This window comes from Pseudomonas sp. TAA207 (assembly GCF_001529285.1).
GTDB lineage: Bacteria > Pseudomonadota > Gammaproteobacteria > Pseudomonadales > Pseudomonadaceae > Aquipseudomonas > Aquipseudomonas weihenstephanensis.
Genome location: NZ_LLWJ01000070.1, coordinates 140,337 through 154,276, shown reverse-complemented (window position 1 = coordinate 154,276; position 13,940 = coordinate 140,337). Strand labels below are relative to the sequence as shown.

Sequence of the window (13,940 nt, the reverse complement as noted above, 5' to 3'; positions counted from 1 at the left end):
AAGTGGCGCAGTATAACTGGCAACATCGCTTTTACAGACAGTAAAGCTGAACTGTAAACGCGCCGTATAAAACATAAACATCGCTGAGCAGAGCCGTGCCTCTGGGCTGTATGACCCTTACCCGGCCCTATAATTCAGCGCCTGCGGGCAAAGCCTCAGGCCAACGGCCCGTTGAGCAGCGGCACAAAACGCACATTGCCGATGACCCGACGCGCAAAGCCGTGCTCTTCGCGCACGATCAGCATCAGTTGCTGAACCTCACCCGCACCCACCGGGATGACCAAACGCCCACCGGGGGCCAATTGATCGAGCAACGCCTGAGGCACATCAGTGGCGACGGCCGTTACGATAATACCGTTGTAAGGCGCCAAGGCCGGCCAGCCTTCCCAGCCGTCGCCCCAACGAAACACGACGTTGCGCAAGTTCAGTGCCAGTAAACGCTCTTTGGCCCGATCCTGAAGCACCTTGATTCGCTCAACCGAAAAAATCCGTTCAACCAACTGCGAAAGCACCGCTGTCTGATAGCCAGAACCGGTGCCGATTTCCATGACCTTGTCCAGCGGGCCGTCTTCAAGCAACAACTCGCTCATGCGCGCAACCATGTAAGGCTGGGAGATGGTCTGGTTATTGCCAATCGGCAGCGCGGTGTCCTCGTAGGCACGGTGTGCCAGGGCTTCATCTACAAACAGATGGCGCGGTGTACGCCGGATGACCTCAAGCACATTGTGATTAACGATGCCCTCTTCACGCAGACGCTGAATCAACCGCTCCCGTGTCCGCTGCGAGGTCATGCCAATGCCGCGATGCATCAGGCCATCCTGCTCACGCCCCATCAGTCCAGGCCCTCAAGCCAACCACTAAGGCTCTTGAAGCCATCCGCGAATGTGCGGTCCAGTTGCAGTGGCGTGATCGACACATAGCCCTGCATGAGCGCATGAAAATCAGTGCCCGGCCCTCCGTCCTCAACATCACCTGCGGCGGCAATCCAGTAACCGGCTTTGCCGCGCGGGTCGACCACATGGACCGGCGCCGCCGCCCGCGCCCGATGACCGAGGCGCGTGAGCTGAATGCCGCGGATTTTGTCCAAAGGCAAATTGGGAATATTCACGTTAAGTACGGTGCGCGGCGCCAGGTCCAGTTGCTCATGGGCCTGCACCAGCTTGCGTGCAAAATAGGCGGCCGTTGGCAGGTTGTCGACTTGGCGCGAGGCCAACGAAAACGCAAAGGAAGGTCGCTGCAAAAAACGCCCCTCCAAAGCCGCCGCCACCGTGCCGGAATACAGCACATCATCCCCCAGGTTGGCACCCAGATTAATCCCCGAAACCACCATGTCGGGTTGCGGGTCGAGCAAGCCGTGGATACCCAGATGCACACAATCGGTGGGCGTGCCGTTGATGCTGACAAAACCATTGGCGAGCGTGTGCGGGTGCAAGGGTCGGTCCAGCGTCAGCGAACTGCTGGCGCCACTTTTATCCTGCTCGGGCGCAATCACCACGCACTCGGCGTAATCGGCCAGCGCAGCGTGAAGCGCTGCAAGGCCCGGAGCGCTTACCCCATCATCGTTTGAAATCAGAATACGCATAGGCTGTCCGTTTGACCCAGCGGCACCAGATCAACAAGCTCGCGCACCAGAACAGTGGCAAAGCATCCGGCCGGCAGTACAAATTCCAGTTGCAGAATGTCAGGCTCCGGATAATGCCACGTCAACCGGCCAATGGGCAGCCGCAGAATGCGTCGTTCATGGCTCATGCCTGCCCGAACCAGCCAATCACGCAGAGCAGCTTCGCGCTCGGCAATGGATTGTTCCAGGAGATGGGTTGCGCCTTGCGTGGGCGAGTCACCCTCCCCCCACAGCGGCCCCGTCGGGTGCAGGTCCAGAATCGCCAGGCGCGGATCACTGCATTCAGCCTCCCCGGCCGGGAAAAAACTGCGGCTGTCGGTGAACGCCAGCAGGTCGCCTACTTGGGCCTGCTGCCATGTACCCTCGGCGACGCGTGCCGCCAGCACTTGGTTGAACAGGTAGCTGCGAGCTGTCGACAATAACCGCGAGCGCACATTGCGTTGCTCCGGCAATGCGTTGCGCGCGGCATAGTCGCGCGCTTCGCCCAGATTGCCGCCCTGCCAGCCAAACCGCTGCGTGCCAAAGTAATTGGGAATCCCCTGCTTGGCAATCAGCTCTAGACGCTGTTGCAGCGCGTCCTTGTCACCGGCCAGTTGCGTCAAACGCAAGGTAAAACCGTTTGCCGCGTGCGCACCGCGCTGCAACTTACGTTTATGGCGCGTAGTCTGGAGAATTTTCAGCGTGTCATTTTCAGCACTCGACAGGTCCGGATCAGCTTTGCCCGGCAACTGCACGCTGAACCACTGACGGGTCAGCGCCTGACGATCCTTCAAGCCGGCGTAACTCACCGTACGCAGGGGCACTCCCGCCGCCTTGGCGATGCGGCGGGCAGCTTCTTCGGTATTCAGGCCACGTTTCTCAACCCACAACCATAAGTGCTCGCCATCACCGGACAACGGGATGTCCAGCACTTCGTCGACCTGAAAGTCTTCAGCCACGGCCTTGAGTACAGCGCTCCCCAAAGCGTCGCCATAAGCCCGTGGGCCGAGCAGATCAAAATCGTTCATGCGCGAACCAACAACGCAATGGCATGCACAGCGATACCTTCTTCACGTCCGACAAACCCGAGCTTTTCGGTGGTAGTGGCTTTAACGTTCACTTGGTCCAAATCAACCTCAAGATCCGCGGCAATCAGCGCGCGCATCGTTTCAATATGCGGCGCCATTTTTGGCGCCTGAGCAATGATGGTGTTGTCGACATTGCCGACCTTCCAGCCTTTGGCGTGGATCAGGCCCACCACATGACGCAGCAGCACGCGACTGTCCGCACCTTTGAAGGTCGGGTCGGAGTCCGGGAAATGCTTGCCGATATCGCCCAGCGCCGCGGCGCCGAGCAGCGCATCACTGAGCGCATGCAGCAGCACGTCGCCATCAGAATGGGCCAGCAAACCAAATTTATGTGGGATTCGCACACCGCCCAAGGTAATAAAATCGCCCTCAGCAAAACAGTGCACATCATAGCCGTGGCCAATACGCATAAAAAAACGCCCCGATTAAGTCAGGGCGTGATTCTACCTACTTTGTCCCGCATTGGGCGCTATTAGGCGCATAGCACGTCGGCGTGATGACGCAAATGGTCGTCGATGAAACTGGCGATGAAGAAATAGCTATGGTCGTAACCCGGTTGCAGACGCAAGGTGAGCGGGTAATCGGCCAACTGCGCTGCTTTTTGCAACACCTCAGGCTTGAGCTGCACGGTCAAAAAGTCATCCCGATCACCTTGATCGATCAACAGGGGCAAACGTTCGCGCGCCTCACTCAGCAGCACGCTGGCGTCCCACTCACGCCAGCGCGAACGTTCCTCACCCAAATAGTGAGTGAACGCTTTTTGTCCCCACGGGCAGTCCATCGGGTTGCTGATGGGGGCAAACGCCGAAACCGACTGATAGCGCCCAGGATTGCGCAATGCGCAGACCAACGCCCCGTGCCCACCCATTGAATGGCCACTGATGCCACGCTTTTGAGAGGCCGGAAAATGCGCTTCAACCAATGCAGGTAATTCCTGCACCACATAATCGTGCATCTGATAATGCTGCGCCCAGGGCTGCTGCGTAGCGTTCAGGTAAAAGCCGGCACCCAGCCCGAAGTCCCACGCCCCGTTCGGGTCATCCGGCACGCCCTCGCCACGGGGGCTGGTATCGGGCGCCACAATGATCAGCCCCAACTCGGCGGCCATTTTCAATGCGCCCGCTTTGTGCATGAAGTTTTCATCAGTGCAGGTCAAACCCGACAGCCAATACAGCACAGGCAATTTGGCGCCGTGTTCAGCCTGGGGTGGCAAATACACGGCAAATACCATGTCGCAACCGAGCACATCAGAACGGTGCTTGTAACGCTTGTGCCAACCGCCAAAGCTTTTCTGGCAGGAAATATTTTCCAGTGTCATGGGAAAACTCCCGGTGGCCAGCCCCAAATACTTGAGGCTTGCCACTGTCGATTAGAAATGGATGACGGTGCGGATGCTTTTGCCTTCATGCATCAGGTCGAAAGCCTTATTGATATCTTCCAGGCCCATCGTGTGGGTGATGAACGTGTCCAGCGGGATTTCGCCAGCCTGCGCCATGTCGACATAGCTCGGCAGTTCGGTGCGACCGCGTACACCACCGAATGCCGAACCGCGCCAGACGCGACCAGTCACCAACTGGAATGGACGTGTCGAGATCTCTTGACCGGCACCGGCCACGCCGATGATCACAGACTCGCCCCACCCCTTGTGGCAGCTTTCCAACGCCGACCGCATCAATTGCACATTCCCGATGCACTCGAAGGAGAAATCCACGCCGCCGTCCGTCATGTCGACAATCACGTCCTGAATCGGGCGATCGAAGTCTTTGGGGTTGACGCAGTCAGTCGCGCCCAATTGCCTGGCGATTTCAAACTTGGCCGGGTTGATGTCGATGGCAATGATGCGCGCAGCCTTGGCTTTCACCGCACCGATGACGGCTGACAAGCCAATGCCGCCCAGACCGAAGATGGCCACGGTGTCGCCGGGCTTGACCTTGGCCGTATTAAGCACCGCGCCAATCCCGGTGGTCACGCCACAGCCCAGCAGGCAGACTTTTTCCAGTGGCGCGTCTTTAGCAATCTTGGCCACCGAGATTTCTGGCAACACGGTGTACTCGGAGAACGTCGATGTCCCCATGTAGTGGAAAATTGGCTGTCCTTTGTAGGAGAAACGCGTAGTGCCATCAGGCATCAGACCTTTGCCCTGGGTTGAGCGAATCGCCTGACACAGGTTGGTTTTCCCCGACAGGCAGAATTTGCACTGACGGCACTCCGGGGTGTACAGCGGGATGACGTGATCGCCGACAGCAACCGATGTCACGCCTTCGCCGATAGCTTCGACAATAGCGCCACCTTCGTGGCCCAAAATCGACGGAAAAATGCCTTCCGGGTCGGCGCCGGACAAGGTGTAGGCATCGGTATGACAAACGCCAGAAGCCACAACGCGCAGCAATACTTCGCCGGCTTTGGGCATGGCAACGTCCACTTCAACGATTTCCAGCGGTTTTTTGGCCTCAAAGGCTACGGCAGCACGTGACTTGATCATCAATCGTCTCCAGCAAAGTAAAAACAAGACATGAAGTGTAAAACAGCGCTGACTGATTAATAATCCAGCCAAAAGCAAAACATTATTGCCAGACAGGGACAATCACTCATGACCGAGAACCGCTGGGAAGGTATAGACGAATTTGTCGCGGTCGCTGAGTGTGGTCAATTCACCGCTGCCGCTGAGCGACTGGGCGTGTCGTCGTCACACATCAGCCGTCAGGTCGCCCGGCTGGAAGAGCGCCTGCAAACACGTTTGTTTTATCGCAGTACGCGACGTGTGACCCTGACAGAGGCCGGACAAACCTTTCTGCAACATTGCCAGCGCCTGCAAGACGGACGCGAAGAAGCGCTGCGCGCGATAGGCGATCTGGCCAGCGAACCCAAAGGGTTACTGCGCATGACCTGCGCCGTGGCCTACGGGGAGCGTTTTATCGTGCCGCTGGTGACGCGATACATGGCGCTTTATCCCCAACTGCGGGTGGACATCGAACTGAGCAACCGAGCTTTGGACCTGGTGCACGAAAGTCTCGATCTGGCCATTCGCCTGGGTCGCCTCCAGGATTCACGACTGGTTGCCACGCGACTGGCCCCACGACGCATGTATCTGTGTGGCTCGCCGTCCTATCTGGAACGTTATGGTCGCCCCCACAGCGTGTCTGAATTGAGTCGCCACAACTGCTTGATTGGCAGTTCGGATATGTGGCAATTGCAGCAAGACGGACGTGAATTTTCGCAACGCGTGCAAGGCAACTGGCGCTGCAACAGTGGACAGGCGGTATTGGATGCAGCGCTATTTGGCACGGGGTTATGCCAATTGCCGGACTACTACGTGCTGGAACACCTGAAAACGGGGGCGCTGGTGTCACTGCTTGAATCGCATCAACCGCCCAATACCGCCGTCTGGGCGCTGTATCCGCAACAACGGCACTTATCGCCCAAAGTCAGAAAATTGGTGGACTACTTGAAGGAAGGGTTGGCGCAGCGCGAGGAGTATTTGAGCTAGGCACTGCGCAAGGTTTCTGTCGTCGCTGTCGAGGTACGAAGACTGCGATAGATTGCGCAGCGATCGTACCTCGCCAGCAACTAAGGGTGCGTGCGACCCCAACGCAAACGCAGCCATTCAAGGTCTTCAGGGCGAGTGACTTTGATGTTGTCCGAGCGCCCTTCGATCAAGCGCGGAGCAAGTCCGGCCCACTCCATCGCTGACGACTCATCGGTAACCGTGGCATCCGCCACCAGGCTATCGGCCAAGGCACGGTGCAACATGCCAAGGCGAAACATCTGCGGCGTGTACGCCTGCCAAATCAGGCTTCGATCAACCGTTTCCACCACGCGGCCGTTCTTATTGACACGCTTGAGCGTGTCCCGAGCGGGCACCGCCAGCAAACCGCCGACGGGATCATCAGCCAGTTCACTCAGCAATTTATCCAGGTCTTCGCGGGACAGGTTGGGCCGCGCAGCGTCGTGCACCAGCACCCAGTCATCGTCAGAGGCGCCTTGTGCATGCAAGTGCAGCAGCGCATTGAGCACCGAGTCGGCACGCTCACGTCCGCCGTCAACCCGAACAATACGCGGGTCAGCCACGCACTGTAGGGACGGCCAAAAAGGATCATCACACGCCACACTGACCACCAGCCCCTTAAGGCCCGGATGATCAAGGAAACAGCCAAGGCTGTGTTCGAGAATACTGCGCCCGCCCAACTGCAAATATTGTTTGGGACGGTCCGCGGCCATACGGGCTCCGACGCCCGCGGCAGGAATCACGGCCCAGAAGGCCGTAGTTGAAACACTCATTGAGCCAACTGGTAGAGGGTTTCGCCCTCTTTAACCATGCCCAATTCATGGCGAGCACGTTCTTCAACGGTCTCCATGCCTTTTTTCAGCTCAAGCACTTCCGCATCCAGTACGCGATTACGCTCCAGCAATATTTCGTTTTCAGCACGCTGATCGGCGATTTGCTGAGTCAGGTCGGTAACCTGCGCCAAACTGCCATTCCCCACCCACAGGCGATACTGTAGGCCAGCCAGCAGCAAGAGCAAGATAAGGAACAACCAATTGGGACTGCGCATCGAATATCAGGTATCCAGTGAAAAGACAGCCATGCCGACAAACATAAACAACGAATAGTACAAAGCCTGGACGAACCAGGCTTGTATACAGAAGCATCAGATTAGTGTCAAAAAACTCACAGTGGCGAATTTTCCGACACAACCTGCTGTTTTTTTACGCCAGACGCTTAACCGCGGAACTCGCTGCGACCGTTGTACTTGGCTTTCGCCCCCAACTGCTCTTCGATACGCAGCAATTGGTTGTACTTGGACACGCGATCCGAACGGCACAGAGAGCCGGTCTTGATCTGACCCGCCGACGTGCCCACAGCCAGATCGGCAATGGTGGAGTCTTCGGTTTCGCCGGAACGGTGCGAGATCACAGCGGTGTAACCCGCCGCCTTGGCCATCTGGATGGCTTCCAGTGTTTCGGTCAGGGTGCCGATCTGGTTGAACTTGATCAGGATCGAGTTGGCGATCTTTTTATCGATGCCTTCTTTCAAGATTTTGGTATTGGTCACGAACAAATCGTCACCTACCAGTTGCACTTTCTCACCGATCTTGTCGGTCAGGATTTTCCAGCCATCCCAGTCAGACTCGTCCAGGCCGTCTTCAATGGAGATGATCGGGTAGCGCTGAGTCAGACCCTTCAGGTATTCAGCAAAGCCTTCGGAGTTGAAGACTTGACCTTCGCCCGACAGGTTGTACTTACCGTCTTCGTAGAATTCGCTGGCTGCGCAATCCAGTGCCAGGGTCACGTCGGTGCCCAGGGTATAACCGGCATTGGCGACTGCCTCGGAGATCACTTTCAGTGCATCTTCGTTGGAGGCCAGGTTGGGTGCGAAACCACCCTCGTCGCCCACTGCGGTGTTCAGGCCACGGGCCTTGAGCACAGCTTTGAGGTGATGGAAGATTTCGGTGCCCATGCGCAACGCGTCAGAGAAGGTCTTGGCGCCGACTGGCTGAACCATGAACTCTTGAATGTCGACGTTGTTATCGGCGTGCTCACCACCGTTGATGATGTTCATCATCGGAACCGGCATCGAGTAAACACCCGGTGTGCCGTTCAGGTTGGCGATGTGAGCGTACAGCGGCAGGTCCTGGTCCTGAGCAGCCGCTTTGGCAGCTGCCAACGAGACGGCCAGGATCGCGTTAGCACCCAGCGAGCCTTTGTTTTCAGTACCGTCCAGCGCGATCATCGCGTGGTCCAGTGCTTTTTGATCAACCGGGTCTTTACCCAGCAGCAAATCACGAATAGGGCCGTTAATGTTGGCAACGGCTTTCAGCACGCCTTTGCCCAAGTAACGGCTCTTGTCGCCATCACGCAACTCCAGTGCTTCACGGGAGCCGGTAGAAGCACCGGACGGCGCGCACGCGCTGCCGATGATGCCGTTGTCGAGAAGCACGTCCGCTTCCACAGTGGGATTGCCACGGGAGTCGAGAACTTCACGACCTTTGATGTCGACGATTTTTGCCATTGTTGTAAATACTCCAAAGTTGACGAAAACGACGCAGCTGAGGGAAATTTGGTCATCGCCGGCAAGGGTCGAGTTACAGGCAGCCTTGCGGACGATAAGGCTCGGACCCTGAGGCCCGAGAAATCGTGCGGTACTTTACCGGAGAATCGAGGGTTACGCGGTTTCTATTGCAGGAAAACTCTTAACCAACTCATCCAGCGACTTCAACTGGGCCAGGAACGGCTCCAGTTTGTCCAGACGCAAGGCGCAAGGGCCATCACATTTGGCGTTGTCCGGGTCCGGGTGCGCCTCAAGGAACAGGCCCGCCAGGCCCTGGCTGATACCGGCCTTGGCCAGGTCAGTGACCTGGGCACGGCGACCACCGGCTGAATCGGCACGACCACCAGGCATTTGCAGCGCATGGGTCACGTCGAAAAAGACCGGGTATTCGAACTGTTTCATGATGCCGAAGCCCAGCATGTCGACCACAAGGTTGTTGTAGCCAAAGCTGGAACCACGTTCACAGAGAATCAACTGATCATTACCCGCTTCTTCGCACTTGCTCAGGATGTGTTTCATTTCCTGTGGGGCGAGGAACTGGGCTTTTTTGATGTTGATCACGGCGCCGGTTTTGGCCATGGCCACCACCAGATCGGTCTGGCGCGACAAGAACGCCGGCAATTGGATGATGTCGCAAACCTCGGCGACCACGGCTGCTTGCGCAGGCTCGTGGACGTCGGTAATCAGCGGCACACCAAAGGCTGCCTTGATGTCCTGGAAAATCCGCATGCCCTCTTCCAGGCCGGGGCCACGGTAAGAGCTGACAGAGGAGCGATTGGCCTTGTCGAAACTGGCCTTGAACACGTAAGGAATACCGAGCTTTTCGGTAACCCGCACGTACTCTTCGCACACCTGCATGGCCATATCACGGCTTTCCAGCACGTTCATGCCACCGAACAAGACCATTGGCTTGTCGTTTGCAATTTCGATATTGCCTACACGAATAATCTTTTGCGCCATGCTCAATTACGCCTTTTTCTCGTGTTGCGTCAGTGCCGCTTTGACGAAACCGGTGAACAGTGGGTGGCCATCACGTGGCGTCGAGGTGAACTCCGGGTGGAACTGGCACGCCACGAACCAAGGATGATCCGGGGCTTCAACCACTTCTACCAGCGCGCCGTCGCCAGAACGACCGGTGACTTTCAAGCCAGCTTCCATCAACTGAGGCAGCAGGTTGTTGTTCACTTCGTAACGGTGACGGTGACGCTCAACGATTACGTCTTTGGCGTAGCAGTCGTGCACCTTGGAGCCGGCTGCAAGCTGGCAATCCTGCGCACCCAGACGCATGGTGCCGCCCAGATCCGAGGTTTCGGTACGGGTTTCAACAGCGCCCGTGGCGTCTTCCCACTCAGTGATCAAGCCGACAACCGGGTGGCCGCTGCTGCGATCGAACTCAGTGGAGTTGGCGTCTTTCCAGCCCAGCACATTACGTGCGAACTCGATAACCGCTACCTGCATGCCCAGGCAGATACCCAGGTAAGGCACCTTGTTTTCGCGTGCATATTGAACCGCCGTGATCTTGCCTTCGACGCCGCGCAGACCGAAGCCGCCCGGAACCAGAATGGCATCACAGCCTTCAAGCAGTTCAGTGCCTTTGTTTTCGATGTCTTCGGAGTCGATGTAACGCAGGTTGACCTTGGTACGGTTGGAAATACCGGCGTGACTCATCGCTTCAATCAGCGATTTGTAGGCATCCAGCAGTTCCATGTACTTGCCGACCATTGCGATGGTCACTTCGTGCTCCGGATTAAGCTTGGCGTCGACCACTTTGTCCCATTCGGACAGGTCAGCGCTGTTGCATTCGAGGCCGAAACGCTCAATGACAAAATCATCCAGACCCTGAGCGTGCAGCATGCCCGGGATCTTGTAGATGGTGTCGGCGTCTTCCAGCGAAATCACCGCGCGCTCTTCAACGTTGGTGAACAGCGCGATCTTGCGACGCGAGGACACATCAACGTGGTGATCGGAGCGGCAGATCAGTACATCTGGCTGCAAGCCGATAGAACGCAGTTCTTTAACCGAGTGTTGCGTAGGTTTGGTTTTCGTTTCGCCAGCGGTGGCGATGTACGGAACCAGTGTCAGGTGCATCAGCATGGCGCGCTTGGCGCCTACTTCGATGCGCAGTTGACGGATAGCTTCGAGGAACGGTTGCGACTCAATGTCACCCACAGTGCCGCCAATCTCAACCATCGCTACGTCGGCATCGCCGGCGCCCTTGATGATTCGACGCTTGATTTCGTCAGTGATGTGCGGAATTACCTGGATAGTTGCCCCCAGGTAATCACCACGGCGCTCCTTGCGCAGAACGTGTTCGTAAACACGGCCCGTGGTGAAGTTGTTGTTCTGGGTCATGGTCGTGCGGATAAACCGCTCGTAGTGACCCAAGTCCAGGTCGGTCTCGGCGCCGTCGTGTGTGACGAACACTTCACCGTGCTGGAACGGGCTCATGGTGCCCGGATCAACGTTGATGTAGGGGTCCAGCTTCAGCATGGTGACCTTAAGTCCCCGCGCCTCCAGGATGGCTGCCAATGAAGCCGAGGCAATGCCTTTCCCCAATGAAGAAACAACACCGCCCGTGACGAAGATGTAGCGCGTCATGAAAAACCCTAGAAGTCTGCGTTAAAGCGGTCAGAGCCGCCGGGGAAAGCGAAGGAAGGCCGAAGCCCCCAATCACCAGCATTAGTCACAGTGCACCTTTCGAAAAACTGCTGCGTTGAAACAGACCGATGGCAATCATCGGTTCGATACAAGCCACACATTTTTTTAAAATCGCCCAGCAAAGACTGCTTGGTAATCGGCAGCTTCTGTAATTCCGGTGAATCTACAGAAGCTGTATCAAGAAGGGAGCGTAGTCTACCGGAAAGCCCCTTTCAGCTCAAACCTTGATCGCTTGAAGTTGGCAACCACTGCAATTGCCAGCGCCCACAGGGGCTGGAGTCCAGTCCACTGACGTTTGCCACGGCCAATAACTGCTCATTACAGTACACAAGCGGCAATCTGCCACGGGCGAAGAGCGGCACTCCCCGCTCGTTGAGCAAGCGTTTGAGATCACGACGGCCGCGTTGCGCCAACGTCATCACTTCGCCTCCCAAACGATAGTTCACCTGCAAGGGACCCTGCGGGGCATCTCCAATCAAACGTAACTGACCATTTCCAGGCAACGCTAAAGGCGCTTCTGGATGCAGCCATTGGAGTGGCGCGCACGGGGATTGCAACCACTCGCCGGACAACCACCAGATTCGACCGCCCGCCCGATGCAGCTCGCCATCGGCCAGACGCCAGATCGGCTGCGCATCGTCACGCGCATCGCGCATGACCTCCCAACCCGCCCAATGCTCGGTATCAGGCATACGACTCAAATGAGCCAGCCAATGACGCAAAGCATTGCGTTGGCGGGCAGGCGACAAACGGGCAATGGGCGCAAGTTCCAACGAAGGCAGGCCAAGCCATGCAAATGCGGTGTCGGTACGGGCGCCGCCCAGGTCCTGCCCGGCCAGTTCATCCAGCAAACCTTGCGCCTCGGCACAGTGTGCTGCGCTGCGCGCCAATGTCGCGGCAGCTTGCGGCCAGCGTCGGGTCAGGATCGGCAGCACTTCATGGCGTAAGTAATTGCGGGAAAAGTCGCTGTGCGCATTGGAAGGATCTTCAACCCAGTTCAAGCCATGGGCGTGCGCATAATTCTCAAGCGCTGTACGACTTACATCCAGCAGCGGTCGGCACATATCCCCGTCACCCAGACGGCGTTGACGCGGCATGCCCGCCAACCCACTCACACCCGCCCCGCGCAGCAAGCGAAACAGCATGGTTTCAGCCTGATCGTCACGGTGCTGGCCTGTCAGTAGCACTTCGTCGGCCTGGGTGAGCGCCGCAAACTCCTGATAACGCGCCTCCCGCGCCGCGCGCTCGATACTGGACCCTGCGCGCACCTGTACGCGAACAACCTGCAACGGCACGCCCAGCCCGTCACACAGCGCCTGGCAATGTGCTGGCCACGCGTCAGCGATTGCCTGTAAGCCATGATGAACATGGATCGCAGTCAGCGCAGGAAGTGCATGGGTTTTACGCAGTTGTACGAGAAGGTGCAGCAGAACAGTGGAATCGAGGCCACCGGAGAGCGCGACATGCCAGGCCTTGGCCTTACGCCAGGGGTTGAGGGCATGTACAAGCAAAGCCGAGATGTCAGACATTAAAGCCCCCTCACCTTGGCCCTCTCCCCGAGGGAGAGGCCAGGGTGGGGGCCGACCTTAATCAGAGATCAGAGACCGTAGCTCATCAAACGGTCATAACGACGCTTGAGCAGCGTCTCGTGATCCAGCTTTTTCAGCATATCCAGCTGAGAAATCAGATCTGCACGAATGCTGGCAGACGCGGCCACAGGATCACGGTGAGCGCCACCCAAAGGCTCGCCAATCACCTTGTCGACAATGCCCAGGCCTTTCAAGCGTTCAGCGGTAATGCCCATTGCTTCGGCTGCATCCGGCGCTTTTTCGGCGGTTTTCCACAGAATCGACGCGCAGCCTTCTGGCGAAATCACGGCGTAAGTGGAGTACTGCAACATGTTCAACTGATCGCACACACCAATCGCCAGCGCACCGCCTGAACCGCCTTCACCGATAACAGTGGCGATGATCGGGGTTTTCAAGCGCGCCATGACACGCAAGTTCCAGGCAATGGCTTCGCTCTGGTTGCGCTCTTCAGCATCGATACCCGGATACGCGCCCGGCGTGTCGATAAAGGTCAGGATCGGCATCTTGAAGCGCTCGGCCATTTCCATCAAACGGCAAGCTTTACGGTAGCCTTCAGGGCGCGGCATGCCGAAGTTACGGCGCACCTTTTCACGTACTTCGCGGCCCTTCTGATGACCGATCACCATCACCGGCTGATCGTCCAGACGCGCAATGCCGCCCACAATGGCCGCATCGTCCGAGAAGTGACGGTCGCCGTGCAGCTCATCGAACTCAGTGAAGATGTGGTCGATGTAGTCCAGTGTGTAAGGGCGGCGCGGGTGACGGGCCAGGCGGGCAATCTGCCAACTGGTCAGCTTGCCGAAAATATCTTCAGTCAGCGTTTTGCTTTTGTCTTGCAGGCGAGAGATTTCATCGCTGATGTTCAGCGAATTGTCATTACCGACCAGGCGCAACTCTTCGATTTTGGCTTGCAGGTCAGCAATCGGCTGTTCGAAATCAAGAAAATTCGGGTTCAT

14 protein-coding genes are annotated in these 13,940 nt (G+C 57.4%); 1 reads left to right on the top strand and 13 read right to left on the bottom strand.

What is annotated here, in order from left to right:
* Positions 1-155: 155 nt before the first annotated feature.
* The 6 genes from AP059_RS17530 to AP059_RS17505 form a co-directional block, all read right to left on the bottom strand.
* Positions 156-791: a protein-L-isoaspartate(D-aspartate) O-methyltransferase gene (locus AP059_RS17530; protein ID WP_165599949.1), complete on the bottom strand. Its 636-nt coding sequence runs from the start codon at positions 789-791 to the stop codon at positions 156-158.
* Positions 792-832: 41 nt separating this feature from the next.
* A complete protein-coding gene (gene surE / locus AP059_RS17525; protein ID WP_059764562.1) occupies positions 833-1,582 on the bottom strand; it encodes a 5'/3'-nucleotidase SurE in 750 nt (249 codons plus the stop codon).
* A complete protein-coding gene (truD, locus tag AP059_RS17520) occupies positions 1,570-2,628 on the bottom strand; it encodes a tRNA pseudouridine(13) synthase TruD (RefSeq protein WP_059764559.1) in 1,059 nt (352 codons plus the stop codon). Before truD ends, surE begins: the two co-directional genes overlap by 13 nt.
* On the bottom strand, positions 2,625-3,098 hold the full coding sequence (gene ispF / locus AP059_RS17515; RefSeq protein ID WP_059764555.1) for a 2-C-methyl-D-erythritol 2,4-cyclodiphosphate synthase: 474 nt from the start codon (positions 3,096-3,098) through the stop codon (positions 2,625-2,627). Before ispF ends, truD begins: the two co-directional genes overlap by 4 nt.
* Before the next feature lie 62 nt (positions 3,099-3,160).
* Entirely contained in the window at positions 3,161-4,006 is an 846-nt protein-coding gene (fghA, locus tag AP059_RS17510; protein WP_059764553.1) for an S-formylglutathione hydrolase, read from the bottom strand.
* 51 nt (positions 4,007-4,057) lie between these two features.
* Positions 4,058-5,170, bottom strand: a complete 1,113-nt coding sequence (locus AP059_RS17505) for an S-(hydroxymethyl)glutathione dehydrogenase/class III alcohol dehydrogenase (RefSeq protein ID WP_059764550.1) — start codon at positions 5,168-5,170, stop codon at positions 4,058-4,060.
* 108 nt (positions 5,171-5,278) lie between these two features.
* Between AP059_RS17505 and AP059_RS17500 the strand changes: the two genes are divergently transcribed.
* A complete protein-coding gene (locus AP059_RS17500; protein ID WP_059764548.1) occupies positions 5,279-6,175 on the top strand; it encodes a LysR substrate-binding domain-containing protein in 897 nt (298 codons plus the stop codon).
* Positions 6,176-6,255: 80 nt separating this feature from the next.
* On the opposite strand, the gene ispD is transcribed toward AP059_RS17500, so the two are convergent.
* From ispD to AP059_RS17465, 7 genes are all read right to left on the bottom strand, one after another.
* Positions 6,256-6,966, bottom strand: coding sequence for a 2-C-methyl-D-erythritol 4-phosphate cytidylyltransferase (gene ispD / locus AP059_RS17495; protein WP_048363372.1), 711 nt, complete (start codon positions 6,964-6,966; stop codon positions 6,256-6,258).
* On the bottom strand, positions 6,963-7,241 hold the full coding sequence (gene ftsB / locus AP059_RS17490; protein WP_048399993.1) for a cell division protein FtsB: 279 nt from the start codon (positions 7,239-7,241) through the stop codon (positions 6,963-6,965). Before ftsB ends, ispD begins: the two co-directional genes overlap by 4 nt.
* A gap of 167 nt (positions 7,242-7,408) precedes the next feature.
* Complete coding sequence (gene eno / locus AP059_RS17485; RefSeq protein WP_059764546.1) at positions 7,409-8,698, bottom strand: phosphopyruvate hydratase; 1,290 nt, start codon at positions 8,696-8,698, stop codon at positions 7,409-7,411.
* A gap of 153 nt (positions 8,699-8,851) precedes the next feature.
* Positions 8,852-9,697 (bottom strand): 3-deoxy-8-phosphooctulonate synthase, encoded by an 846-nt coding sequence (gene kdsA / locus AP059_RS17480; protein WP_048363369.1) that lies wholly within the window; start codon positions 9,695-9,697, stop codon positions 8,852-8,854.
* Between the two features lie 6 nt (positions 9,698-9,703).
* A complete protein-coding gene (locus AP059_RS17475) occupies positions 9,704-11,335 on the bottom strand; it encodes a CTP synthase (protein WP_059764544.1) in 1,632 nt (543 codons plus the stop codon).
* A gap of 272 nt (positions 11,336-11,607) precedes the next feature.
* The gene (gene tilS / locus AP059_RS17470) at positions 11,608-12,924 is read right to left on the bottom strand and encodes a tRNA lysidine(34) synthetase TilS (RefSeq protein ID WP_059764542.1); all 1,317 of its coding nucleotides are present in this window, start codon (positions 12,922-12,924) and stop codon (positions 11,608-11,610) included.
* Positions 12,925-12,992: 68 nt separating this feature from the next.
* A complete protein-coding gene (locus AP059_RS17465) occupies positions 12,993-13,940 on the bottom strand; it encodes an acetyl-CoA carboxylase carboxyltransferase subunit alpha (protein ID WP_048400000.1) in 948 nt (315 codons plus the stop codon).

Excerpts from the sequence above, each read along its gene's own strand:
- AP059_RS17530 (WP_165599949.1), bottom strand. The coding sequence starts at position 791 with ATGACCTCGCAGCGGACACGGGAGCGGTTGATTCAGCGTCTGCGTGAA.
- surE (WP_059764562.1), bottom strand. The coding sequence starts at position 1,582 with ATGCGTATTCTGATTTCAAACGATGATGGGGTAAGCGCTCCGGGCCTT.
- truD (WP_059764559.1), bottom strand. The coding sequence starts at position 2,628 with ATGAACGATTTTGATCTGCTCGGCCCACGGGCTTATGGCGACGCTTTG.
- ispF (WP_059764555.1), bottom strand. The coding sequence starts at position 3,098 with ATGCGTATTGGCCACGGCTATGATGTGCACTGTTTTGCTGAGGGCGAT.
- fghA (WP_059764553.1), bottom strand. The coding sequence starts at position 4,006 with ATGACACTGGAAAATATTTCCTGCCAGAAAAGCTTTGGCGGTTGGCAC.
- AP059_RS17505 (WP_059764550.1), bottom strand. The coding sequence starts at position 5,170 with ATGATCAAGTCACGTGCTGCCGTAGCCTTTGAGGCCAAAAAACCGCTG.
- AP059_RS17500 (WP_059764548.1), top strand. The coding sequence starts at position 5,279 with ATGACCGAGAACCGCTGGGAAGGTATAGACGAATTTGTCGCGGTCGCT.
- ispD (WP_048363372.1), bottom strand. The coding sequence starts at position 6,966 with ATGAGTGTTTCAACTACGGCCTTCTGGGCCGTGATTCCTGCCGCGGGC.
- ftsB (WP_048399993.1), bottom strand. The coding sequence starts at position 7,241 with ATGCGCAGTCCCAATTGGTTGTTCCTTATCTTGCTCTTGCTGCTGGCT.
- eno (WP_059764546.1), bottom strand. The coding sequence starts at position 8,698 with ATGGCAAAAATCGTCGACATCAAAGGTCGTGAAGTTCTCGACTCCCGT.
- kdsA (WP_048363369.1), bottom strand. The coding sequence starts at position 9,697 with ATGGCGCAAAAGATTATTCGTGTAGGCAATATCGAAATTGCAAACGAC.
- AP059_RS17475 (WP_059764544.1), bottom strand. The coding sequence starts at position 11,335 with ATGACGCGCTACATCTTCGTCACGGGCGGTGTTGTTTCTTCATTGGGG.
- tilS (WP_059764542.1), bottom strand. The coding sequence starts at position 12,924 with ATGTCTGACATCTCGGCTTTGCTTGTACATGCCCTCAACCCCTGGCGT.
- AP059_RS17465 (WP_048400000.1), bottom strand. The coding sequence starts at position 13,940 with ATGAACCCGAATTTTCTTGATTTCGAACAGCCGATTGCTGACCTGCAA.